16 protein-coding genes are annotated in these 22,659 nt (G+C 45.6%); all 16 read right to left on the reverse strand.

The genetic code is table 11. From position 1 onward, the window contains the following. Positions 1 to 11: 11 nt before the first annotated feature. Positions 12 to 800: a septum site-determining protein MinD gene (gene minD / locus ACTNEW_RS03495; protein ID WP_441057982.1), complete on the reverse strand. Its 789-nt coding sequence runs from the start codon at positions 798 to 800 to the stop codon at positions 12 to 14. Positions 801 to 857: 57 nt separating this feature from the next. Further along, entirely contained in the window at positions 858 to 3,755 is a 2,898-nt protein-coding gene (locus ACTNEW_RS03500) for a penicillin-binding transpeptidase domain-containing protein (protein WP_441057985.1), read from the reverse strand. Beyond that, positions 3,740 to 4,267 carry a rod shape-determining protein MreD gene (gene mreD, locus ACTNEW_RS03505; RefSeq protein WP_441057988.1) on the reverse strand — a complete coding sequence of 176 codons (528 nt, stop codon included), beginning with the start codon at positions 4,265 to 4,267 and terminating at the stop codon, positions 3,740 to 3,742. Before mreD ends, ACTNEW_RS03500 begins: the two co-directional genes overlap by 16 nt. Next, positions 4,257 to 5,168, reverse strand: a complete 912-nt coding sequence (gene mreC, locus ACTNEW_RS03510; RefSeq protein WP_441057990.1) for a rod shape-determining protein MreC — start codon at positions 5,166 to 5,168, stop codon at positions 4,257 to 4,259. Before mreC ends, mreD begins: the two co-directional genes overlap by 11 nt. Before the next feature lie 14 nt (positions 5,169 to 5,182). Further along, positions 5,183 to 6,196, reverse strand: a complete 1,014-nt coding sequence (locus ACTNEW_RS03515) for a rod shape-determining protein (RefSeq protein ID WP_441057993.1) — start codon at positions 6,194 to 6,196, stop codon at positions 5,183 to 5,185. A gap of 21 nt (positions 6,197 to 6,217) precedes the next feature. Next, the gene (gene radC / locus ACTNEW_RS03520) at positions 6,218 to 6,940 is read right to left on the reverse strand and encodes a RadC family protein (RefSeq protein ID WP_441057995.1); all 723 of its coding nucleotides are present in this window, start codon (positions 6,938 to 6,940) and stop codon (positions 6,218 to 6,220) included. A 73-nt stretch (positions 6,941 to 7,013) separates the two neighbouring features. Beyond that, complete coding sequence (locus ACTNEW_RS03525) at positions 7,014 to 8,600, reverse strand: NAD(P)/FAD-dependent oxidoreductase (protein ID WP_441057997.1); 1,587 nt, start codon at positions 8,598 to 8,600, stop codon at positions 7,014 to 7,016. Between the two features lie 48 nt (positions 8,601 to 8,648). Further along, positions 8,649 to 9,857 (reverse strand): NAD(P)/FAD-dependent oxidoreductase, encoded by a 1,209-nt coding sequence (locus ACTNEW_RS03530; RefSeq protein ID WP_441057999.1) that lies wholly within the window; start codon positions 9,855 to 9,857, stop codon positions 8,649 to 8,651. A 9-nt stretch (positions 9,858 to 9,866) separates the two neighbouring features. After that, positions 9,867 to 11,147, reverse strand: coding sequence for an aminotransferase class I/II-fold pyridoxal phosphate-dependent enzyme (locus ACTNEW_RS03535; RefSeq protein WP_441058002.1), 1,281 nt, complete (start codon positions 11,145 to 11,147; stop codon positions 9,867 to 9,869). A 27-nt stretch (positions 11,148 to 11,174) separates the two neighbouring features. Next, a complete protein-coding gene (miaA, locus tag ACTNEW_RS03540; RefSeq protein WP_441058005.1) occupies positions 11,175 to 12,140 on the reverse strand; it encodes a tRNA (adenosine(37)-N6)-dimethylallyltransferase MiaA in 966 nt (321 codons plus the stop codon). 25 nt (positions 12,141 to 12,165) lie between these two features. Further along, positions 12,166 to 14,391, reverse strand: a complete 2,226-nt coding sequence (gene mutL / locus ACTNEW_RS03545) for a DNA mismatch repair endonuclease MutL (protein WP_441058008.1) — start codon at positions 14,389 to 14,391, stop codon at positions 12,166 to 12,168. 34 nt (positions 14,392 to 14,425) lie between these two features. Next, positions 14,426 to 17,050 (reverse strand): DNA mismatch repair protein MutS, encoded by a 2,625-nt coding sequence (gene mutS / locus ACTNEW_RS03550; RefSeq protein WP_441058011.1) that lies wholly within the window; start codon positions 17,048 to 17,050, stop codon positions 14,426 to 14,428. Positions 17,051 to 17,430: 380 nt separating this feature from the next. Beyond that, positions 17,431 to 18,426 carry a helix-turn-helix domain-containing protein gene (locus ACTNEW_RS03555; protein ID WP_441058014.1) on the reverse strand — a complete coding sequence of 332 codons (996 nt, stop codon included), beginning with the start codon at positions 18,424 to 18,426 and terminating at the stop codon, positions 17,431 to 17,433. A 347-nt stretch (positions 18,427 to 18,773) separates the two neighbouring features. Further along, complete coding sequence (locus tag ACTNEW_RS03560; protein WP_441058017.1) at positions 18,774 to 20,015, reverse strand: AGE family epimerase/isomerase; 1,242 nt, start codon at positions 20,013 to 20,015, stop codon at positions 18,774 to 18,776. 155 nt (positions 20,016 to 20,170) lie between these two features. Beyond that, the gene (locus ACTNEW_RS03565) at positions 20,171 to 21,853 is read right to left on the reverse strand and encodes a M3 family oligoendopeptidase (RefSeq protein ID WP_441058020.1); all 1,683 of its coding nucleotides are present in this window, start codon (positions 21,851 to 21,853) and stop codon (positions 20,171 to 20,173) included. After that, the gene (locus ACTNEW_RS03570) at positions 21,850 to 22,572 is read right to left on the reverse strand and encodes an HAD family hydrolase (protein ID WP_441058023.1); all 723 of its coding nucleotides are present in this window, start codon (positions 22,570 to 22,572) and stop codon (positions 21,850 to 21,852) included. The genes ACTNEW_RS03565 and ACTNEW_RS03570 overlap by 4 nt, the downstream gene beginning before the upstream one ends. Between the last annotated feature and the right edge of the window lie 87 nt (positions 22,573 to 22,659).

The following is a 22,659-nucleotide window of genomic DNA, read 5'->3' on the forward strand; positions in this document are numbered from 1 at the left end:
GATCTGTTATTTTATTTATGGAAGATACTTCCAAGTCTTGTGAAGACTCCTTTTTTCTGCCGGATATCCATAAATGGAACTTCTTCTCCAAGGAGACGTTTGCAGATATTGCGATATTCTTCCTCGGCTTTTGAATTTTTGCCGGAAAGAGGTTCTCCCTGATTTGTTGCAATGACGATCTGTTCATCATCCGGAAGCGTTCCGATCAGATCAACTGCGAGAATCTCGATCACATCATCAACAGACATCATGTCTCCGCGGGCAATCATATCCGGACGCAGACGGTTGATGATCAGATGGATATCACGAATTTCGTGGGCTTCCAGAAGTCCGATGATCCGGTCAGCATCGCGGATGGCAGATACTTCCGGTGTCGTGACAACCAGGGCTTTGTCGGCACCTGCGATGGCATTGCGGAATCCCTGTTCAATTCCGGCAGGACAATCCAGAAGTACGAAATCAAAATCTTCGCGGAGCTGTTCTGTCAGTTTGATCATCTGTTCCGGAGAAACCGCAGATTTGTCTTTGGTCTGGGCCGACGGCAGAAGAAACAGTTCCGGATGACGTTTATCCTTGATCAGTGCCTGTTTCAGCCGGCAGCTTCCGTTTACTACGTCTACAAGGTTATAGACGATACGGTTTTCCAGTCCCAGAACGACATCCAGGTTACGCAGACCGATATCGGTGTCCACTACTACTACTTTTTTTCCCATCATGGCCAGTCCGGTTCCAATGTTTGCAACGGTGGTTGTTTTTCCCACGCCGCCTTTGCCGGATGTGATGACAATGACTTCACTCATGTTTTCCATTCCTCCTAAAAAAATGTTCCAAATTTCTGGTATTCTCTGAAGGTTTTATTAGTCATTGGAGGTCGTGCTGACATCACTGGAAGCATAACCTGTCAGAATAGACTCTTCATCTGCTAATTCAAAGATGTATTTAAAAATATCATTGGCTGCAAGACAAGCATTACCAGAGGAATAACCATTGGCAATGCGGACACAGATGGCATATTCCGGGTCTGTAGCAGGTGCATAGCCGATAAACAGACCGTGGTTTGGATGACGGAGATCCAGTTCGGCTGTACCGGTCTTGCCGGCAGCATCAATACCGAGACCGTTGAACTGATCATGTGTCTGAACTACGCGGTACATACCGTCATGAATATCATCCCATACGTTATCCGGAATATCCAGAGTATCTTCAATCTTCGGGGTATAGTCTTCAAGGACAGTTCCGTTGGAATCTGTCACTTTATCCAGAAGACTCAGTTTAAAAACAGTTCCGGAATTGGCCAGGGTCGTCGCGTATCGTACAAGCTGAGTCGTCGTGTAAAGATGAGTACCCTGTCCCATATAGGAAGGAACTGCGTTTGTATCGGATACATGAGGAGTTGCCTCCGTAAGTTCGATTCCGGTTTTTTGATCCAGATACAGCATGGACGCATACTGCTGAAGCTTGGACAGACTTAAGGATTCCGAAAACTCGTTATCGCCTGTCTTACCCAGCTGGAAACCGACCATATTGAAAAAGTAGTTGCAGGATTCCTGAATCGCTGTACGGATTTCAATGGAACCATGTCCGTTTTTGTTCCAGCAGAAAATGGAAGGCTCCACATAATCAAATTCACCGGTACATTCGATATAAGTATCATCATCGATGACACCTTCCATCATACCTGCGATGGTAGAAAGAAGCTTCATCGTAGAACCGGGGGCAGTTGTCTGCTGTGTGGCTTTGTTGAAAAACGGACTGGACAGATCGGTGGCAAGCTTGGAATAATAAGCAGTATCCATATTATTGGTCAGTCTGTTGTTGTCATATCCGGGATACGATACACATGCCAGTACTTCTCCTGTATGAACATCTGTGACAACGGCCGATGCAGAACATGGCATCAGAGCAAGCTGAGCCGGTTCTATTTCCAGATTGGCAATTTTATTGATCATAAAATCGTAAGCACCCACGGTACCGGAGGCAAGGGATTCATATACACCGTCGTCTTTGGAAAGAACACCCTGTTCATACAGCACCAGACAGAGTTCCTGCCCCGAGATACTGTCCTCCTGAAGCATATATTTGTACAGGAGCTTGGAAAAACCAAGATCTGTTTTCAGATAATCAATGATATAGGATGTCAGGGAACTGTATACTTCCGCAGAATCCAGATACTCTCCCTCCGGAGAAATGCTGGAAATATCGATCCAGTTCTGACTTGCCGCATAATTCAGATATTCCTTGAGACTGATGGCTTCCTCAACGGCCCATGCGCGGTAAGTTGCATCTGAAGTATCAATGGCATCTTTGGAAATGATACCCAGGGTGTCTCGAAGGAGGGTATTGCAGATATAACTGAGATACTCCTGTACCTGTTGATCTTCGTCCTTATATGCCGGAAGGTTATCGCCGGTAAGTCTGTTTGTTATTGTATCAAAAACCTGCTGCTGCTTTTGTTGAAATTTGGCATATAAATTTTTTTCTGTGTCAGAAGCATCCTCCGAGTCGAATTTTGTGATATCGATCACGCTGTTTTCTACCAGAGCATTGTATACATCATAGATGGGGATACGGATCTGGCTGGCATCTGTCACTGCATCATAATCAAACGTTTTGGTTGCTTCAATGTTGGACAGCAGAATACCTGCAACACGCTGTTTGAGAATCTGATAGGTGGCACTCTGCCAGTCGGAGTCTATGGTGAGATAAACATCATTTCCTGCAACAGGATCGACTTTGGTATCTTCGTCAATTTTCAGAACTTTTCCCATATTGTCTACAGACACGGTTTCCTTGCCGTCGGTTCCCTGCAGCGTCAGTTCCATATATTGTTCAATTCCGGCTTTACCTACGATCGCATCGTTGGTGTAAGCAGAATTTTGTTCACGGAGAGATTCCAGTTCCTCAGAGGAAGCCTTACCTGTATAGCCAAGTATGGGTCCCATGCTTTCGTCATCTATGTACTGGCGGATAGAATCCTCTACTACTTCGATTCCCTGAAGTTTGTATTGATTTTCCATGATGGATGCCACAGATTCTTCGCTTACATTAGTTGCAATAGTAACCGGGACGTATTTCATAAAACTGTTGTTGTTGAGCTCGTAACGGATAATGGAAATATCCAGGATCTCCTGTGCAGACAGCTGTTCCGGAAGCCCGTATTCTTCCAGTTCACTGGCTGTATAGGCCTTGTCCCCGTAAAGAACGATGGAAAATCCCTTGCTGCCGCTTAAGTACTCTACCATTTCCTGTGCAGTTGCATTTTTTTCTTCGTCTGTAAGGTCATCGATCAGAGCATGACCATAAATATCCGCGCGGAAACGGTTCAGGGTAAATCCCTCTCCGACATCAAAGGCATATTCGCCGTTTTCGTCCACATAAATGTGGAATGTATGAGAAAGGCTGTCGCCGTTTTTTTTCAGTATTTTGATGACCTGATAGGCAATGCTGTTCAGGGTCAGATTTTTTTGACGGGTTGTCTCATAACTTCCGTTATCTTCCAGTGTTAATGAGTAGGAAAGCACATTGGATGCCACTACTTCTTTGTTCCGGTCATAAATATTTCCCCTGGTGCTTTTGATCACACGTGTTTTGGTAGTACGTGTCTGAAATTTGCTGATGTAATCCTCACCCTGAATGATCTGCAGATCAAAAATCTGCTGAATCAGGATCACGGCCAGAAATACGAACACCAGCGCCAGGATGGTTGTTCTTTTCAGTCGTATTTTTTTGATGTATTTCTTTATTTTAGAACCCAAATTGACTCACTTTCTTTCCTGGTGACATTCATAAATCGATAGTTGATATAGTGGAATACCCGATAAACGAGCATAGCCAGAAATACAGTATAAAACATTTCCGGCAGAATGATGCGTACAACATAAGTTCCAAGGCTCAGCCGCCCTCTCAGAAGAAACTGAAGAGCGTATACGGCAAAATTGTATAAAACATCTGCGGCAGCAGTTAGTGCCATGGGAACTTTGATGTCATTGTCATAATAAATACGGAATGCATAACCGCAGAAATAACCGCAGTACATATAGATCAGTGCATAAAAACCAAACAGGGACCCGTAGAACATATCAATGAGAAGGCCGGATAAAAAACCGGTCCACATTCCACATTTTCTGCCCCGCATAAGTCCCATGGAAACACAAAGCACCAGCATCAGGTTCGGTGTGATGGACCCGATGGAAATGGTGTGCAGAAGTGTGCACTGCAGCAGGAAACAGACGATAATGGTAAAAAAGAGAACAATTTTACTCTTCATCGGCATTTTCCTCCGTTTCGCTGCTCATTCCCTGATAATCAGAGTCCTGTTTATTAACGGTAATGACAAAGACATCACGGAGATGCTGGAAATCTACAGGTGTTACGATCGTTCCTGCTTTCGTCAGGTTGTTGGTTTCCTGCCATATTTCGCTGACATATCCGATAAAAAGTCCTTCCAGATATTTTTCACTGATATTTGAGGTCACGATACGTTCTCCGATCGTAACTTTGCCCTCTTTGTCATAGAGCTGCTCAAAGCTTAACTTGCCTTCATCGATCAGTTCCAGATTCCCGGTCACGATACAGTTGTCGGAGGTTCCGATCGTCATGGAACTCACATTACTGCTGTCATCTATGATTGAACGTACCGTTGCCCAGTGAGGACCTACTGCAGTGACGATCCCGACCAATCCTTTGCCTGCGATAACATTATTATCCACGCGGACTCCATCTTCAGAACCCCGGTTGATGGTAAAGTTGTCATACCAGTTGCCGGGATCTTTGGAGATGATCCTGGCGGCAATTTTGGGATAATCGGAATACTCTTCATCCAGATTATACAGTTCTTTCAGACGTTCCAGTTCTGTCTGGTCCTGCAGAAGATTGTTGTTCTGTGTGGTCAGATGGTCAATTTCGGCAAGCAGTTTTTCATTTTCTGCGATCAGATCCTGCTTGTCCTGGAAATTTTTCTGCACATCGCCAAGCCATTTGCCGATGCTGCTGATACTGTTCTCAAAAGGAATCAGGATCATGCCTGCAGCATTCGTCAGAGGTGCTGTGGTAATTCCGGAAGCAAAGGTAGCGACGATAGCACTTACACAGAACATGGTCATAATGACAAGCAGATGCTTGCTTTTTAAATGAATTCGGAAATGTAGTTTCTTTTTCAGGTTTTTCATGTATTATCATACCCCTAAAGTTTGCGCTGTTTGATTGACTGGGCCCATTTTTTCAGCTCCCTGTCCCGGATGATCTTTTCGAGCCCGCATACGGCAGATGTTTCGTATAAATCGGATAAATTAAAGGTAAAACCGGTATAACTTGCAAGATAATGATCAATATAGGGAAGTCTGGTACTTCCACCGGTGAGATAAATTCCTTCCCGGGCGATCTGATAGGAAATCTGCGGCGGAATTCTTTCAAGGAAGGTTTTCATTTCGGCCGCAATTTCATTGACACAGTTCATAATCCCCGCATTGACTACATAGGAAGAAATCACTTCTTCCCTTGGAAGACCGGATATGCTGTCGATTCCCACAACTTTTCGTGCTTCCTTCCTCTGGTCATTGAGACGGCCCATAAATAATTTCAGACGTTTACCGGTTCTGGTACCGATCTGGAGACTGTATCGCTTACGGATTTCTGCACAGATTGCTTCATTCATCTGACGTCCTCCGATGGGAATCTTTCGGCTGATGATGATCCTGCCGTCTGCGATAATGGAAAACTGTGTACTCTGTGCACCGATATTTACGATCATACTTCCTACATTTTTTTCAAGATTTACCCCCATGGCAATGGCATCCGCAATCGGTGCTTCTACCATAAAGACGCGGTTTTTGCGAAGCCAGTGACCATTGGCTACATGGTAAAATGCGCGCTTTTCGACAGCGGTCATATCCAGAGGTACAGAGAAATAAATGTCAGAACCGAAACCGATGATATGGTCGATTTTCTTCAGCATGGAGTATAGAGTAATCTCCTGCAGCTCAAGATTGGCTATCATACCAAAAGCCATCGGCGAACTGACAGAAATGTCGGCTGGTGATTTCTCAAACATTTCATATGCTTCATTGCCCACGGCGATAATGGTACGTCCTCTGGACGCTATCATATTCTTTTCCAAAAATGTCTTGTTTCTCAGCGCGGAATATACCTTAATGGTACTGTTTCCAAGGTCTATTCCATATGTATTTCTAAACAGCATAAATCTGTCCCTTCAATTTTTTTATACTGCGGAATGATCCTGATATCCTTTAAAAATCCCCTGTTCTCTGAAACTGATATATTTCTGATCCCCTATAATGATATGATCTGTCAGATGAATCCCGATCATCTCTCCGGCATAATAAATCTTTTCTGTGATCATCAGGTCGTCACTGCTTGGAACAGGACTTCCGGATGGATGGTTATGAACCAGAATCAGGTTTACTGCATGATACCGGAGTGCCTCGATAAAAACTTCCCTCGGAGTGATCAGAGAGGCGTTTACAGTACCGGATGACAAAACGGATTCTCCGAGAAGATGCATATGGGTATCCATCATCATGCACAAAATCCGTTCGGTTTCCTCATGGCGAAGCTGTTCCATATAGTATCTGGCAATAGTCTGCGGCTGCGAAAGGCACAGCTGTGTTTTCGCCACAGATGTGGCGATCCGTTTGGAGAGTTCTCCGATGCATTTGAGCTGGACAGCCTTTACCGGACCGATTCCATGGATGGTCATCAGATCCTTCACGGAAAGATGAAGGATGCCGGCAAGCCCCGGATAAGAGGACTGTTCGGTCGTGCGCAGTATTTCAGCGGCAAGGTCAATGGAATTGCACCCGGTGGTGCCGGTTTTGAGAATGACTGCCAGAAGTTCACTGTCTGTAAGGGAAGATGCTCCTTTCTGGAGACATTTTTCGTAAGGACGCTGCTCCTGTGGCAGTTCCCGTATTGAATTTGGCATGGCTTTTACCTGCCGCTCTCATAAAATGCCTGGTGCCATTTTAGCATAAAAAGAAAGGGATGTACACTCTCTCCTAAAAATTTCTGTATTTTTTAGAAATGGCTTCGGCAATTTTGACGCCGTCCATAGCAGCAGAGGTGATGCCTCCGGCATATCCGGCACCTTCTCCGCAGGGATAAATACCATGGATATTTGCCTGAAATTCTTCATTCCGGACGATACGTACCGGGGAAGAGGTACGGCTTTCCACGCCGCTTAACAGTGCATCCTCGCGGTCAAATCCCTTCAGTTTTGTGCCGAATGCAAGAATTCCCTCTTCAATGGAATCTCCGATTTCCTCCGGGAGAATGGAACGGACATTGGCCATAGCATAGGATCCGCGGATATTCGGCCGGATTTCTCCGAATGCTTCGGTAGTCCTGTTCGCCTTGTAATCGCCGAAGGTCTGTACAGGTACGGAGCCATTTCCTGCTTCCCAGGCTTTTCGTTCCAGTCTGCGCTGGAATTCGATGCCTCCTAATGGGCCGTTTTCGGGAAAATCCTGTGGAGTAACGGTGACGATCAGAGCACTGTTGGCGTTTTCACCGTCACGGGCCTGATAGCTCATTCCATTTACTGCCAGCAGTCCCGGTTCAGAGGAAGCGTTTACTACATAACCGCCAGGACACATGCAGAAGGAATAAACCCCTCTTCCATTCTGACAGGTATGAGTGACTTTGTAGCTTGCAGCGCCAAGAATCGCATTTTCCGGTTCTCCGTATAAATCCTCATTGATCATAGACTGCGGGTGTTCCATGCGGAGACCGACGGCAAAGGATTTGGGTTCCATGAATACACCTGTGCGGTGAAGCAGCCGGAAGGTATCACGGGCACTGTGTCCGATAGCCAGAACACAGATTTCTGCAGGAAGGATTTCTTCTCCATTGATTTCCACTCCACAGAGTGCGCCGTCTTCGATTTTCAGATCTGTGACTTTGGAACGAAAACGCACGGTTCCGCCCATCTCTTCAATCTGACGGCGAAGAGTTTCCACGATGCCGATGAGAACATCGGTACCGAGATGAGGTTTCTGCTGATATAGAATTTCCCTGTGTGCTCCTGCTTCCACGAATCGTTTCAGTACTTCCGTGTTTCTGCCGAAAGGGTCTTTCACCAGTGTATTCAGTTTTCCGTCGGAAAAAGTACCTGCACCGCCCTCTCCGAACTGCACATTGGAGTCAGGATCCAGCACACCGTTCTTCCAGAACCGGTCTACGGTTTCTTTTCTTCGGGAAGCTTCCTCCCCGCGTTCCAGTACGATGGGACAATAGCCGGCTTTTGCGAGATACCATGCACAGAAGATCCCAGCCGGACCGCTTCCGATAATCACCGGGCGGTGATGCAAAGGTTCCGTACCTGGTTCCGGAAAATGATAAGGTTTCTCAGAAATTGACATAATATTATTATTGTAAACTCTACGGGAAATCTTTTTTTCGTCCTCGAAAGTTACATCTACAGTATACACGAACTTTTTGTCATTTTTGTGACGGGCATCCAGGGATTGTCTGGTAATTTTATATTGAAAGGGAAGCTTTCCGCATCGGAGGGTTCTGGATATTTTCTCCCGTAAATCCTCCGGTGTATGGTTAATGGGAAGCTTCAGCTGAGTTATTCGAATCATTTCGCTCCTCCTGAATTGTGGGGATTAAAATTATATTTTGCAATGAGCTTATATGCTGCAGTGCGTCACGGCCGCATGAAGACCTGCAACTGCACCGCTGGACCATGCCCACTGCAGATTATATCCTCCGCAGGTACCATCAATGTCGATCAGCTCTCCGGCAAAAAACAGATTTTTGTGAATTCTGGATTCCAGAGTCTCCGGGTTGATTTCAGAAGTATCCACGCCTCCGGAGCAGACCTGTGCCTGTTTGAAATCAAGTCCTGCGGTAACATGAAGCGGAAATTCATGGATTGCTTTTTCCAGATCCGGTGTCTGACACAGAACTTTGATCAGTTTATCCGGAAAAAGACCGGTAAGCATTTCCGGTTCGTTTTTGTACGGACAGTTTTTGCGGCGGGAATCAAGAAATGCATGAAGCGCTTCCGGAGAAAATTCGGGGAGAAAATTGACCGAAAGTTTTACGTCACAGCCATCTTCCAGTGCACGGATCGCATACCGGCTTAGCTGAAAGACCGGAATTCCGGAAATGCCATAGTCCGTAAGCTGGAGTTCCCCCTTTTGGGAAGATACCGGAATTCCATCCACGAATACAGTCACCTCTCCTGCTGTACGGACCCCTGCCCATAGAGAAAGAAGTTTGCGGCTGTAACCAGAGGCCGAAGGCTGGCATCGAAGACCGGTCAGTGCAGGAAGAGGTTTGATGATCTGGTGGCCAAGGTTTTGTGCAAGCTCGTAACCGCTGCCGTCAGAACCGGAAACAGCGGATGCACAGGAACCATTGGCAAGGATTACCGAATCTGCTTCATAGGTCCATCCTTCTGTCAGGACTTTCCAGATTTCCTGTTCCCGGAAAACGTTTGTTACATGTTCGTTGGTTTTGATTTTTACCTTCCGGCTTCGAGCTTCCATGCAGAGGACATCTGTGACACTGGATGCCTGCGCACTTCTGGGGTAAAGACCTCCATTTTTATTAACGGTATATATACCGAGCTCTGTAAAAAAGCGGATCGTTTCTGCAACAGGGAACTGTTTCAGAACATCCTGTACAAATTCGGCATCGGTTCCGCGAAAAGCATCTGCGGGCATTTCGGTATTTGTAAGATTGCATTTTCCATTTCCTGTGGCACAGATTTTTTTTCCGGGGCGTTCGTTGTGTTCCAGAATAGTCACTTCCGCTCCCTCTCGGGCTGCCATGATCGCGGCCATCAGTCCGGAGGCCCCTCCGCCGACGATAAGAACACGTTTTTTATTCATAGTTTTCCCTCATGGCAATGAAACAAGATTTTGATCTACCAGCTTCTGCAATGACATGAGAACGCCGGTTTTTGCGTGTTCCCAGGTAAGACCTCCCTGGAAATAAACAGCATAGGGAGGTTTCAGAGGACCATCTGCAGAAAGTTCGATGGAAGAACCCTGTACAAAGGCACCTGCAGCCATAATGACCTTGCTGTCATAACCGGGCATATCCCAGGGCTCCGGAGCAACATAACTGTCTACCGGTGCAGCTGCCTGTATTCCCTGACAGAATGCAACAAGACCTTCCGGTGTTCCGAGAGTAACAGCCTGAATAATGTCATTTCTTGGTTCTGTGGAATTTGGAATAACGGGGAAACCAAGTTTCTCATAAATGTTTGCGGCAAAAACAGCACCTTTCAGAGCAGCCTTTGTTACCATCGGTGCGAGGAAAAATCCCTGGTAGAAGGAACGATTGACTCCGAGAGAAGCGCCGACTTCCATGCCAAGACCAGGGCAGGTCATGCGGTAAGAGGAATTTTCCACACATTCTCTGGTTCCGGCAATATAGCCTCCGATGGGAGCCAGTCCGCCTCCGGGATTTTTGATCAGAGAACCGACAATCATATCTGCACCTACGTCACTTGGTTCGATGGTATCTACAAATTCTCCGTAGCAGTTGTCGACCATGCAGATGACATCCGGTTTGATACTTTTTACAAAAGCAATGAGTTCTCCAATCTGTTTTACGGAGAAAGATGGACGTGTCATATAGCCTTTGGAACGCTGAATTTCCACCAGTTTTGTTTTTTCATTGATGGCTTTGCGGATATTTTCGTAATCAAATGTGCCGTCTTCCAGAAGGTCTACCTGACGATAGGTGACACCGTATTCCGCGAGAGATCCTTTGGATGGGCGGATGCCGATCACTTCCTCCAGGGTATCGTATGGTTTTCCGGCAGGCGCCAGCAATTCATCACCGGGGCGCAGGTTACCGAACAGCGCAATGGCGAGGGCATGTGTGCCGCATGCAATCTGCGGACGGACAAGACAGGCTTCCGTGTGAAAAGTATCCGCATATACTTTTTCCAGTGTGTCGCGTCCGAAATCGTCATATCCGTATCCGGAAGAGGACTGGAAACACTCCGCACTGACATGGTTCTTCTGCATGGCGTGGAGGACTTTCAGCTGATTGTATTCCGCAATCCGGTCAAATTCCTCAAAACGTTCTTTTAATGAAGCTTCTATTTCGTGTCCAAAATCATAAACCTGAGAAGAAATCCCAAGCTGTTCATACATTTCTTTTATCATGGATTTATTTTTGATCCTTCCTTAGTCTTATCGTAAAATTTCTCTGTCTTTCAGTATCGAAAGCATATAGTTTCGTATTTTTTCTTCATCATAGGAAAATTCATCTTTATTTACCCAGATGACTTCCTGTTCCCTGCGGAACCAGGTAAGCTGGCGTTTGGCAAAATGCCGGGTATCGCGCTTCAGAATCCGGACTGCTTCTTCCAGCGGATATTCTCCATCCAGATAAGCAAGGATTTCTTTGTATCCAAGTCCCTGCATGGAAACCATTCCTCTGTGACAGCCCATTTCCTTCAGCTTTTTTACTTCCTCCAGAAGACCCTGCGCCATCATTTCGTCCACTCTTTTGTCGATTCGTTCATAGAGAAGATCTCTCGGTGCATTGAGAACGAAATAGGCAAGGTTATAGGGGCTGGTGTGTTCCCTCTGTTCCTGATTATGTTCGGAAATCGGTTTGTGGTTCTGATGATAAAATTCCAGTGCACGGATCACGCGTTTTACGTTATTGGCATGGATTTCCCCGGCACTTACCGGGTCAACCTGTTCCAGCATCCGGTGGAGTGCTTCGGCACCTTTCTCACGGGCTGTCTGTTCCAGTTCTTTTCGATAATCATCTTCCTGCTCTGCCTGGGTAAAATCAATATCCCGGGTAACTGCCTGAATATAAAAGCCGGTACCGCCAACCAGGACAGGAATACGGCCTCTGGAATAAATATCATTCATGGCCTGTTTTGCCAGTTCCTGAAAACGCACGATATGAAATTCTTCTTCCGGTTTCAGGATATCTACCAGATGATGAGGAACGCCCTGCATTTCTTCCGGACGGATTTTGGCGGAACCGATATCCATGTATTGGTAGACCTGCATGGAATCAGCAGAAATGATTTCGCCGTTTACAGCCTTTGCTAGAGAAATCGAAAGGCTGGTTTTTCCGACTGCAGTGGGACCGGTGAGTACGATCAGAGGTTTCTTTGAATACATATTGTCATGCATGATATATGCCTCCTGGTATGCAGATTTATACAATTCTTTTGAATTTCTTTTCCAGTTCTGCCCTGGTCATGGAAATGATGGTGGGCCTGCCGTGAGGACAGTGATAAGGATTTTCCAGAGTCAGGAGTTCATCGATCAGACTGTCCGCTTCCTGCGGAGACATCCGGTGGTTTCCTTTGACTGCGGCTTTGCAGGCCATGGTAGCCAGGCGTGAGGTGAACAGTTTCAGCGCATCTTTCTGCCCTTCTGCTGCCAGATGATCCAGCATGTCGAGGAAAAGTCCCTCTTCGGTAAATCCGTAAAGATTGGACGGAACCGCACTGATGCAGTATTCCTTTCCGCCAAAAGGCTCAATTTCAAATCCGAAGTCCCGGAAATATTGTTCGTTCGCTTTCAGAAGGGATTCCTCCTGAAGATTCAGAGTTACGATCATTGGTGGACTCACATACTGGGATTCGATGGTCTGCTCCTGAAACTGGCGTACCAGTCTTTCGTAAAAAACTTTTTCATGGGCTGCGTGCTGGTCGATGATATAAAACTCATCTCCAAACTGCACCAGCCAGTATGTGTCAAACAGCTGGCCGATGAGCTGATGGTGTTTCCGCGATTCCGGGGAAAGCAGTTTTTCTTCGAACATTTCCAGCTGTTCTCCGGTGACAGAGTTCTGTGAGGATGGTTCTGCTGCAGGATTTCCCAGAAGGCTGGCATTATCTTTATCGCTGGTATTTTTGTTCGGTTTCCAGGAAGATGTGTCTTCGCTGTTCGGTTCCTTTTGTTCGGATTGTTCAGAGTGACGCAGTGTCCCTGAAAACAGGGATTCTTCCGCACGGGTGAATGCAGGACCGATCGCAGATATTCCGTAGTCGTCTTCTTCCCGCAGCTTATCAGGCTTACGGGATTCTGATCTGTATGATTCTGCTTTGGCAGATTTCAGTTGCTCCGGTGCCATTTTACCGGCTTCCGATTGATACGATTTCGAATTGCCGGGTTCCGATTGATACGATTTTGAATTACCGGCTTCCGTTTGATACGATTTCGAATTGCCGGGTTCCGTTTGATGCGATATGGAACTTCCGGTTCCTGTTTGATTGATTTCCGGTTTATCTGTCCCCGGGCGTCTGATATCTGCAGAAGATGCGGTATTTTGATATGTCTGCGCTCTTCTCTGCGCTTCAAAAGGCTCCGGCACGTCGGCTCGCTTTATGGGTTCTTTTGTCCTGGATACGCGCTCGTCTCTTCCGAAAGTCACTTCCGGGATCATTTCCCGTCTGGTAAGGGCTCTTCGGATGGTGTCGTAAACGCCGTCATAGACCTCCGGACCTCTTGCAAAACGAACTTCACGTTTGGCGGGATGTACATTGACATCCAGATCGTTTCCGTCCATCTCCATATGAAGAGAGACAAAAGGAAATTTATGCTGCATCAGGAAACCTTTGTAGGCATCCTCAATGGCCTTTGTGATAATGTTATTTTTGACATATCTTCCATTGATATAATAGTTTTCAAAAGTACGGTTTCCGCGGGAAATCTCCGGCTTTCCGGCAAATCCGGTGATTTTCATAAAGTCATTTTCGTAGGAAATCTCCAGCAGGGATCTGGCAATATCACGGCCGTAGACATTGTAGATGACATCTTTTACACTGTAATTACCGGAAGTATGAAGCTTCACCTGCTTATTCTGTATATATTTAAAGGAGATTTCCGGGTGGGAAAGAGCCAGCTGTTCCATCAGTGTGCTGATATAATTCCCTTCGGTTGTATCGGATTTCAGAAATTTACTTCTGGCCGGTGTGTTGTAAAACAGATTGCGGACCAGAAAAGTGGTTCCTTCCGGTGCGCCCAGCTCTTCCAGGGAATGCTCCTGTCCGCCTTCAATGATATAGCGGACACCGCTGATGGAGGAAGGCGTCTTTGTGATCAGTTCGACCTGTGAAACGGCCGCAATACTGGACAAAGCCTCACCGCGAAATCCAAGTGAGGCAATGTGTTCCAGGTCTTCTATTTTTTCGATTTTGCTGGTGGCATGACGAAGAAAAGCCAGGGGAACCTGCTCCGCTTCCATGCCTCCTCCATTGTCTGTGATTCGAATCAGTTTCTTGCCGCCATCGGTAATTTCTACCGTGATGGCGGTAGCTCCGGCATCAATGGCATTTTCCACCAGTTCTTTTACTACGGAAGAAGGACGTTCCACCACTTCTCCGGCTGCAATTTTGTCAATGGTATGCTGATCTAAAACTGCAATTTTTCTCAAGATATTCCTCCATATTTCTGATTAGTCACTGAAATTACCAGCGATTTTTGATTTTATTCTGAAGGTTGTAAAGGATATTCATGGCTTCCATGGGAGTAATATTGGACAGATCCAGTTCTTTGATCTCATCCACAATATCATTGTCCTGTACGGTATCAAACAGCGATATCTGTGCCATATCCACCTGGTCATAAACAACCTTCTGTTTCTTTTTATGAGATGGAGCAGTCAGATCTTTTACCGCAGCGGTAATATCTGCATTGCTCAGTTCTTCCACCAGTTCTTTGGCGCGATTGATGACGGAATCCGGTACGCCGGCAAGCTTGGCTACCTGAATACCATAGCTCTTGTCTGCCCCGCCCCTGACGATTTTGCGGAGGAAAACAATGTCATCGCCTTTTTCTTTCACTGCGATACAGTAATTGTTCACTCCAGGAAGTTTGCCTTCCAGCTCTGTCAGTTCATGATAGTGTGTGGCAAAAAGCGTCTTGGCACCGCATAATTTCGTATTGCTGATATGCTCCACAACGGCCCAGGCAATGGAAAGCCCGTCAAATGTACTGGTTCCGCGTCCGATTTCATCAAGGATCAAAAGACTGCGTGAAGTAGCATTGCGGAGAATATTGGCCACTTCTGTCATTTCCACCATAAAAGTACTCTGTCCGCTTGCCAGATCATCGGAAGCACCGACTCTGGTAAAAATCCGGTCTACAATTCCGATGTTGGCTTTTTCTGCAGGGACAAAGCTTCCAATCTGCGCCATAAGGACGATCAGTGCACTCTGTCTCATGTAAGTGGATTTACCGGCCATGTTTGGTCCTGTGATAATGGAAATCCTGTTTTTCTGATTGTCCAGATACGTGTCATTGGCAATGAACATATCGTTGTCGATCATTTTTTCCACAACCGGATGTCGTCCGTTTTTGATATCAAGAATGCCGTTCTGATTGATTTTTGGTTTTACATAGTTGTTTCTTTCCGCAACAAATGCGAGGGAAGCAAAGACATCCAGTGCAGCAACCGCTTTGGCTGTCTTCTGGATACGGACAACTTCCCGTCCTACCGTATCACGGACATTGCAGAATAATTCATATTCCAGGGCATAAAGTTTGTCTTCTGCCCCGAGGATCAGGTCTTCCAGTTCTTTCAGTTCCTGTGTGATGTAGCGTTCTGCATTGGCAAGAGTCTGTTTGCGTACATAATTATCCGGTACCATTTCTTTGAAAGAATTGGTTACTTCCAGAGAATAGCCGAATACACGGTTGAATTTGATTTTCAGATTTTTGATTCCTGTGCGCTCCCGCTCTTTTGCTTCCAGTTCGGAAAGCCATTTTTTACCGTCTGTACGGGAACGGCGGAATTTATCGACATCCGGATGAAATCCTTCCCTGATAATCCCGCCATCCTTCTGAGCCAGGGGAGGTTCATCACAGATTGCCCGTTTAATCAGATCTGTCACATCCAGAAGTGCATCCATGTCTTCGTTAATCTGCTGCAGAAGAGGTGACTGAAAATCATTCAGGAGTTGTTTGATATAAGGAATCATTTCCAGAGAAGAGGCAAATGCCACCATGTCTCTGGGATTCGCGGACTGATAGCTGATCCGGCTGATCAGTCGTTCCAGGTCATATACAGGATTGAGATATTCTCTGATCTCATCACGGAGCATGGGCTTTTTGATCAGTTCTTCCACAGCGTCCAGACGACGGCCGATTTCTTCTGCGTCGATCAGCGGCTGTTCCACATAACCGCGGAGCGTACGCGCCCCCATGGCAGTTTTGGTTTTATCCAGTACCCAGAGAAGAGAGCCGCGCTTCTGTTTTTCCCGAAGGGTTTCCACCAGTTCCAGATTTCTCCGGCTGGAACTGTCGATCAGCATAAAGGTGTCCGCAGAATACGGACGGATCGTTGTCATGTGAGAAAGCGCGGTTTTCTGTGTTTCGGTAAGATACCGGAACAGGGCACCGGCTGCGATGATTCCACTGTCATAATCGCTGATGCCAAGCCCTTCCAGTGCATTTACGTGAAAATGTTCTTTCAGGGTACGTCTGCACATTTCATCATCAAAATACCAGGAATCCAGAGAGTAGATGCAGATTGCCAGCCTTGATTTCAGATCATCTGTGTCTACGCCGCTCACAAAAAAAGCATCGTTGCAGATGATTTCGGCAGGCACAAATTTATTGATTTCATCCAGAAGCTTGGACGGCTTGTCCACTTCTGTGAGAAAACAGTCTCCGGTCGTGATATCTGCGATCGCACATCCGAAATGGTCTTCCATGGAAACGATGGACATGAGGTAGTTATTCTTGGACTCATCCAGAGAAGCGGCATCCAGTGTGGTACCGGGGGTAACAACACGGATCACTTCGCGTTTGACCAGCCCTTTGGCAAGTTTGGGGTCTTCCACCTGTTCGCAGATCGCTACCTTGTGTCCTTTTTCAATCAGTCGTTTGATATATGTTTCCGCAGCATGATAAGGAACGCCACACATGGGTGCGCGTTCCTCCAGTCCACAGTCCTTACCGGTTAAAGTAATTTCCAGTTCTTTTGTTACAGTCAGAGCGTCATCAAAAAACATTTCATAGAAATCACCTAGACGATAAAACAGGATACAGTCTTTGTACTGCTCCTTTGTTTTCAGATACTCGGTCATCATTGGTGACATCCTGGGTGTTTTGGACGAAACTTCAGTGCTTGTGCGGGTTTGCGTTTTAGGCTTCGCAGTTTTGAGCCCGTTTGGATTCTTTTCTGTGTTTTCGTTATTTATACTCAAAGGCAGCATACCTCTTTCTTATGTTTTCTTATGTCGTATTTCTATTGTAAAGGTTTGACATATCCGGAAGTATTCAGAAAGTCTATATGCGATAGCACGGAGTTATTTCGATGCTGTCGCGGCAACATTGATTATCATACCATGCGGAAACGAAAGTTGCAAGACCGATGGGACAGCCAGTTTTTATTTCTTCCCGGGATTTCCATGCATAAATTCATGGAAACACCTCGAAATTCATTATTCTTGTGAGTTGTCCTGAATATTTAATCTTCCGCGCCAACCGCCATTCTCATAATTCCTGAAGCTGCAGCAAATAATACACCTGCAACCGGCCACAGGATCCATGTGTAATCCCAGCGCATGGTCCAGAAACTCCAGGCAAGGTAGATGGCTGTTGCCAGACACCAGTAGATACCGGAAAATGCCTCTAATTTTCCTTTTACACGTTTTTCCTTTTTGCTGAATTCGCCTTCCTGCAGCAGAGTATCATAACTGCTTTTTACAATACTTACACGGATAATCATGTTAACTCCTGCTGCAATCATCAGCAGCAACAGTCCGACAAAGATACCGCAGACAAAATCCGGTGCCTCCATTGCTCCTGCAACGATAAGGGGAATCACTGCGAGAATACAAAGAACCACACCGCCTGCCAGTCCTCTTGCGAATACAGGTTCATAGGAACGTTTTCTTTCTCTGACCATACCGGAAACACCATACTCTGTTTCAAAATTCTCTTTTTCCAGATGTGCCATATGGTCTTCCCGGATTCCGCAGGTAATGAACAGGAATACTGCAGCTGCAATCGTTCCAAACAGAGCTGCACAACCTGCACCTGCTGCCAGTGCTTCACTTATATGGAATATACGGCTATCAGCCATTGTACTAAGAATAACCAGAAGAGCCGGGCTTAAGATGCACATGGAGGTTGCATTTGCTGTTTTAGGAGCAACTTTGCGTTTCATATCGAGAAACGAATTTGCTTCTTCCATGGACACTCTGCGAAGCGGCTGACTGTGTTCTGAAATTTCACCGGTATAGACAGGAACAGTTTCCTGTACCATTTCATCCTTCAAAAGATAATCGGTGCTTACACCGAACAATTCTGCCAGCTGGATGATTCTCTGCAGGTCCGGTACTGTTCCCGCACTCTCCCATTTTGATACTGCCTGTCTGGAAACTCCGAGCTGATCTGCAAGTTCTTCCTGCGACCATCCATTCTTTTTTCTTTCTTCTGTAATCTTTTCTGCCAGGATCATTTTGTTTTTCCTCCCCTTCATCAGGTTTTATGTTTTCATAACTGCATTATACGCTGTTTTTCAGTTGCATACTACCATGTCAGGCTGTCAACCTGTCAAATATCTGTTGCATTTATGGTTTTTATCAGTAAAATACTTTGAAAGAAGCTTACATGGATATATTACATGAGGATGACGGTTGTATATAAGTGATTTTTATACCTGTTTGTGTCAATATTACAGAATTATGTGTATCCTATACGGAAATCATATATGTCAGAATAAGCATGGATTTCTCCATGCTTATTTCCGGTATTATTTTAATTATGTACGTTCATGATACTTCAACAGGCAATTCTGTCAGAATTTCATTCAGTTCCCTGCTGCTCTTTTACTGCACAGATAATGGACAAATCTACACGATGATATGGAATCAGTGTTGCCTGCAGTGCATGATAAAGATCCGGTTTGCCCGGCCATACGGTTTCTTTTACCTGGTTGTGTTCATCCAGCTGATGGAACCAGGAACCATGAACATGATCCAGAACTTTTTCGTCAAGATACTGCAGGAATTCCGCAAATCTCTCTGCATAGCATTCTTTTCCTGTCACACGGTAGAGGACAGCTGCAGTATTGATCGCTTCCGCAAGAGTCCAGTGCATTCTGTCATGGACACATGGTTTTCCATCCCAGCCGGTGGTGTAGGCGATTCCCGGTGCTCCGTCTGCATTCCATGCATCTGCGACTGCCCTCTGGAACAGATTTTCCGCAGCTTCCAGAAATGGCGCACGACCCTCTTCGTCATCTTTGAAAGTGGACATTGCCCACTGAGTGATCAGACGTGCCCATTCCAGTCCATGTCCCGGTGTTGCTCCGTATGGTTTAAACGGATCGTCCGGTTTCTCAATGTTTTTCTCAAGATCCGGTTCCCAGCTGCTGGTATAATGTTCCGGAATTCTCCAGTTGTTATCTTTGGCCCAGCCGATGACACGGCGGATAATACGTCCGGCACGCTCGCGGTAGATTTCCTTTCCAGCACAGTCGGCAGCTGCGAGAAATGCTTCAACTGTATGCATATTGGCATTCAGGCCACGGTAATCATCAAGTACGGTAAATTCTGTGTTCCAGGTATCAAAGGTCAGTCCTTCTTTTTCATCCCAGAACCGTTCTTCAAATGTTTTCAGCGCTTCATCTAGAAGCTCCTGTGCTCCCGGACGTCCGGCTGTCAGTGCGGAAGAAGCTGCAAGGATTACGAAAGCATGGGCGTAACATAATTTATCCGGAAGATTGGTGTTATCCGGAGTTACTCCCACATACCATCCGCCGTTCTTTTTGTCATGTAATTCCTCCTGCAGTCCTCTCAGTGCAGCATCTGCCAGTTCTTCGCTGCCTTTATGGCCAAGGAACGTTCCAATACTGTATACATGAACCATACGTGCGGTTTCGTAAGTTTCTCTGTTGCGTTCCGGCCACGGTGTTCCGTCTTCTTTCAGATACCATGCACTTCCGCCCGGTGACGGAAACTGATGTCCGAAAGCAAGCAGGTCTCTGCACATCTGGTCCATGAATTCTTTGTTTTCGTTTGTGTCTAACTGGTATTTTTTATTCATCCCAATATACCCTCCCGATAAAATCTGCTATTCATTCTATCACGTCTATACAGTATTTACAATCAGAAAAGTAGGGAAGACTTTTGCATATTTTTGTGATAAAACCTTACGGTTCTTCCGTTTTCAGTCAAGATAAAAGCTTTTTTTTCGTAAACTTACATCTTCTGATAAAGAAGTTCAAGTTCGTTTACAATTTCCCGGATACAGTCCTTTTCAAATGGTATGTTCAGGCCGGATTCTTTCAGCATATCCGGATAAAAGCCGCTTCCGGAAAGTCTGCAAAGCTGCATATACTGTCCCCAGGCTTCCTGGAAATTCGTATCCATTTTTATTTTGAACTGGAATGCACACAATTGTGCCAGTACATAATCAATATAATAAAAAGGCATTTCAAAAATATGATGCTGTCTCTGCCAGTAAGCCCCTGTTTCCATAAATCCGCAGCCGGTCACATCCATGTGCGGGCGGTATTCCTGTTCCAGTTTCAGCCATGCCTGCCGCCTTTCCCGGGGTGTCAGATCCGGATTTCCATATACGATGTGCTGGAATTCATCGACCATCGTTCCGTAGGGAATGAAGGCAATGGTATCTTCCAGATGCATTTTGCGATAGTCGTTTCCACGTTCTCCAAAGAACAGTTCCATCCATGGTTCGGCAAAAAATTCCATGGACATGGAATGGATTTCTGCAATATCCATGGTGATAAAGCGGTTATGGTCGCTGATGGGGTCTTTGCCGGATATAAAATACTGGAAGGCATGTCCGCATTCGTGGGTAATGACATCGATATCACCGCTTGTTCCGTTAAAATTGGCAAAAATAAAGGGAACGCCGTAATCCGGAATTTCTGTCATATATCCGCCGGTGGCTTTATTTTTGCGTCCGAGTACATCGAACAATTCACAGTCCATCATCATCTGAAAAAAGGCGTTGGTTTCTTCGGATAATTCCGAGTACATCTTCTGACCGCCAGCGAGAATTTCTTCCGGTGTACCGATTGGGGCAGGATCTCCCTGAGGAAAATAAACACCGTCATCATAATAGCAAAGCTGATCTGCGCCAAGACGTTTTCTGCGGTTTTCATGAATTTTGGTGGCAAAAGGTACGTATACTTTTTTGATCTGCTCGCGAAGCTCTGCAATTTCTTCCCGGGAATAGGAATTGCGGTTCATGCGGCAGTATCCCATTTCGATATAATTGTCAAAGCCCAGCATTCTGGCCTGTTTTGTTCTGTTTTTTACAAGCTGATCGTAGATTTCATCAATTTCCTGCTGGTGTTCTTCAAAAAAAACGGAGAAGGTGTCCCAGGCTTTTTTGCGGATCTTGCGATTTTCGTGCCGCATGTATTTGCGAAGAAGGGAAAGATTCAGTTCTTCTCCCTCCCAGTCCACTTTGGCAGATGCGATCAGTTTGCTGTAGCGTGTGGAAAGTGCATTTTCTTCCTGCATGAGAGGAATCAGACTGTCATCAAATGCTTTCATGGACAATTCCATGGATTTTATCGCTGCAGCTCCAATCCGGTCTTTTACAAAATCCAGATAAGGGGACTGGAAAAGCACCTTGCGGTATTCATTGACCACTGCTTCAAATTCCGGTATTTTTTCATCATAATACTCTTTTTCTTTTTCATAGAATTCATTGGTTACGTCTCCGTCTCTCCGGATACCGGCAATAATACAGAGCGTGTTTACATGATTGAGAAGCTGGTTGAAATTCTGATGAATCTCAAATTGTTCCTCTCCGCTTCCTGCATGAGAAGCCTGATCAATAAGCTGTTTTCCCTGTTCCATTACTGCGGGAATATCCACGCGGGTGTAGGGCATTTCTGAAAATTTCATATCTGTTCCTCCAGAGTGTTTATTTGATTTTCTACAATTTCCAACAGATAGCGAAGCATTTCTGTGGATGAGGGAAAGTTCTGATCTACTTTTGTTTCGTCAGGTACATTCACACCGACAGAGAAGCCTGCATATTCAAACATGGGATAATCATTTACCCCATCACCGGCGGCAATGGTTTCTTCCGGCCTGATCATAAGCATGTTTCCCAGTACTTCCATTCCCCGTTTCTTATTAAGTCCTGCAGGAACCAGATCAAAGGAATCATTGTGACGATAGATTTCAATATCCTTTATATGACTCTTTTCCTGCTCAAGACATTGCTCAATGATATCAAATTCTTTTTCGTTGGATGGAAACGGGGTGACTCCTGTAAGGTTGGGCTGAAACCAGATGTCAGGGAGCAATTTGCTTATTTTGTTTTTTAAAAAAGAAAGTGATTGTCTGGCTTCTTCAGAATAAGGAAGCATATAAAACTTTTCAGGAGGCAGATCTACTCCGAACTGAATGACCGCTCCGTTTTCGCCAACGAGAATCGGATGTTTCAGTCCCACCTGCCGCATAAATCCACAGAGATAATAGGTGGGTTTTCCGGAGCAGACGGCAACAGTCACTTCCTGTTCTTCGATTTTTTTTAAAAGAATCAGATCTTCTTCCGTCATACCTTTTCCGAGTTTTGCCAGGGTGTTGTCAAGATCAAATGTGATTAGTTTTATCATGAAAAAAGTGGGGTATCCTTCCTAAGAATGTATACAAATGAATTTTAGCATAAAAGTACCTTTTATTTCAATGACTGACGGCAAAGA

Source organism: Blautia sp. HCP3S3_G3 (assembly GCF_052063365.1).
Taxonomy (GTDB): Bacteria; Bacillota; Clostridia; order Lachnospirales; family Lachnospiraceae; genus Blautia_A.

Coding starts and splice junctions, on each gene's coding strand:
- minD (WP_441057982.1), bottom strand. CDS start 800: ATGAGTGAAGTCATTGTCATCACATCCGGCAAAGGCGGCGTGGGAAAA.
- mreD (WP_441057988.1), bottom strand. CDS start 4,267: ATGAAGAGTAAAATTGTTCTCTTTTTTACCATTATCGTCTGTTTCCTG.
- mreC (WP_441057990.1), bottom strand. CDS start 5,168: ATGAAAAACCTGAAAAAGAAACTACATTTCCGAATTCATTTAAAAAGC.
- ACTNEW_RS03515 (WP_441057993.1), bottom strand. CDS start 6,196: ATGCTGTTTAGAAATACATATGGAATAGACCTTGGAAACAGTACCATT.
- radC (WP_441057995.1), bottom strand. CDS start 6,940: ATGCCAAATTCAATACGGGAACTGCCACAGGAGCAGCGTCCTTACGAA.
- ACTNEW_RS03525 (WP_441057997.1), bottom strand. CDS start 8,600: ATGATTCGAATAACTCAGCTGAAGCTTCCCATTAACCATACACCGGAG.
- ACTNEW_RS03530 (WP_441057999.1), bottom strand. CDS start 9,857: ATGAATAAAAAACGTGTTCTTATCGTCGGCGGAGGGGCCTCCGGACTG.
- ACTNEW_RS03535 (WP_441058002.1), bottom strand. CDS start 11,147: ATGATAAAAGAAATGTATGAACAGCTTGGGATTTCTTCTCAGGTTTAT.
- miaA (WP_441058005.1), bottom strand. CDS start 12,140: ATGCATGACAATATGTATTCAAAGAAACCTCTGATCGTACTCACCGGT.
- mutS (WP_441058011.1), bottom strand. CDS start 17,050: ATGATGACCGAGTATCTGAAAACAAAGGAGCAGTACAAAGACTGTATC.
- ACTNEW_RS03555 (WP_441058014.1), bottom strand. CDS start 18,426: ATGATCCTGGCAGAAAAGATTACAGAAGAAAGAAAAAAGAATGGATGG.
- ACTNEW_RS03560 (WP_441058017.1), bottom strand. CDS start 20,015: ATGAATAAAAAATACCAGTTAGACACAAACGAAAACAAAGAATTCATG.
- ACTNEW_RS03565 (WP_441058020.1), bottom strand. CDS start 21,853: ATGAAATTTTCAGAAATGCCCTACACCCGCGTGGATATTCCCGCAGTA.
- ACTNEW_RS03570 (WP_441058023.1), bottom strand. CDS start 22,572: ATGATAAAACTAATCACATTTGATCTTGACAACACCCTGGCAAAACTC.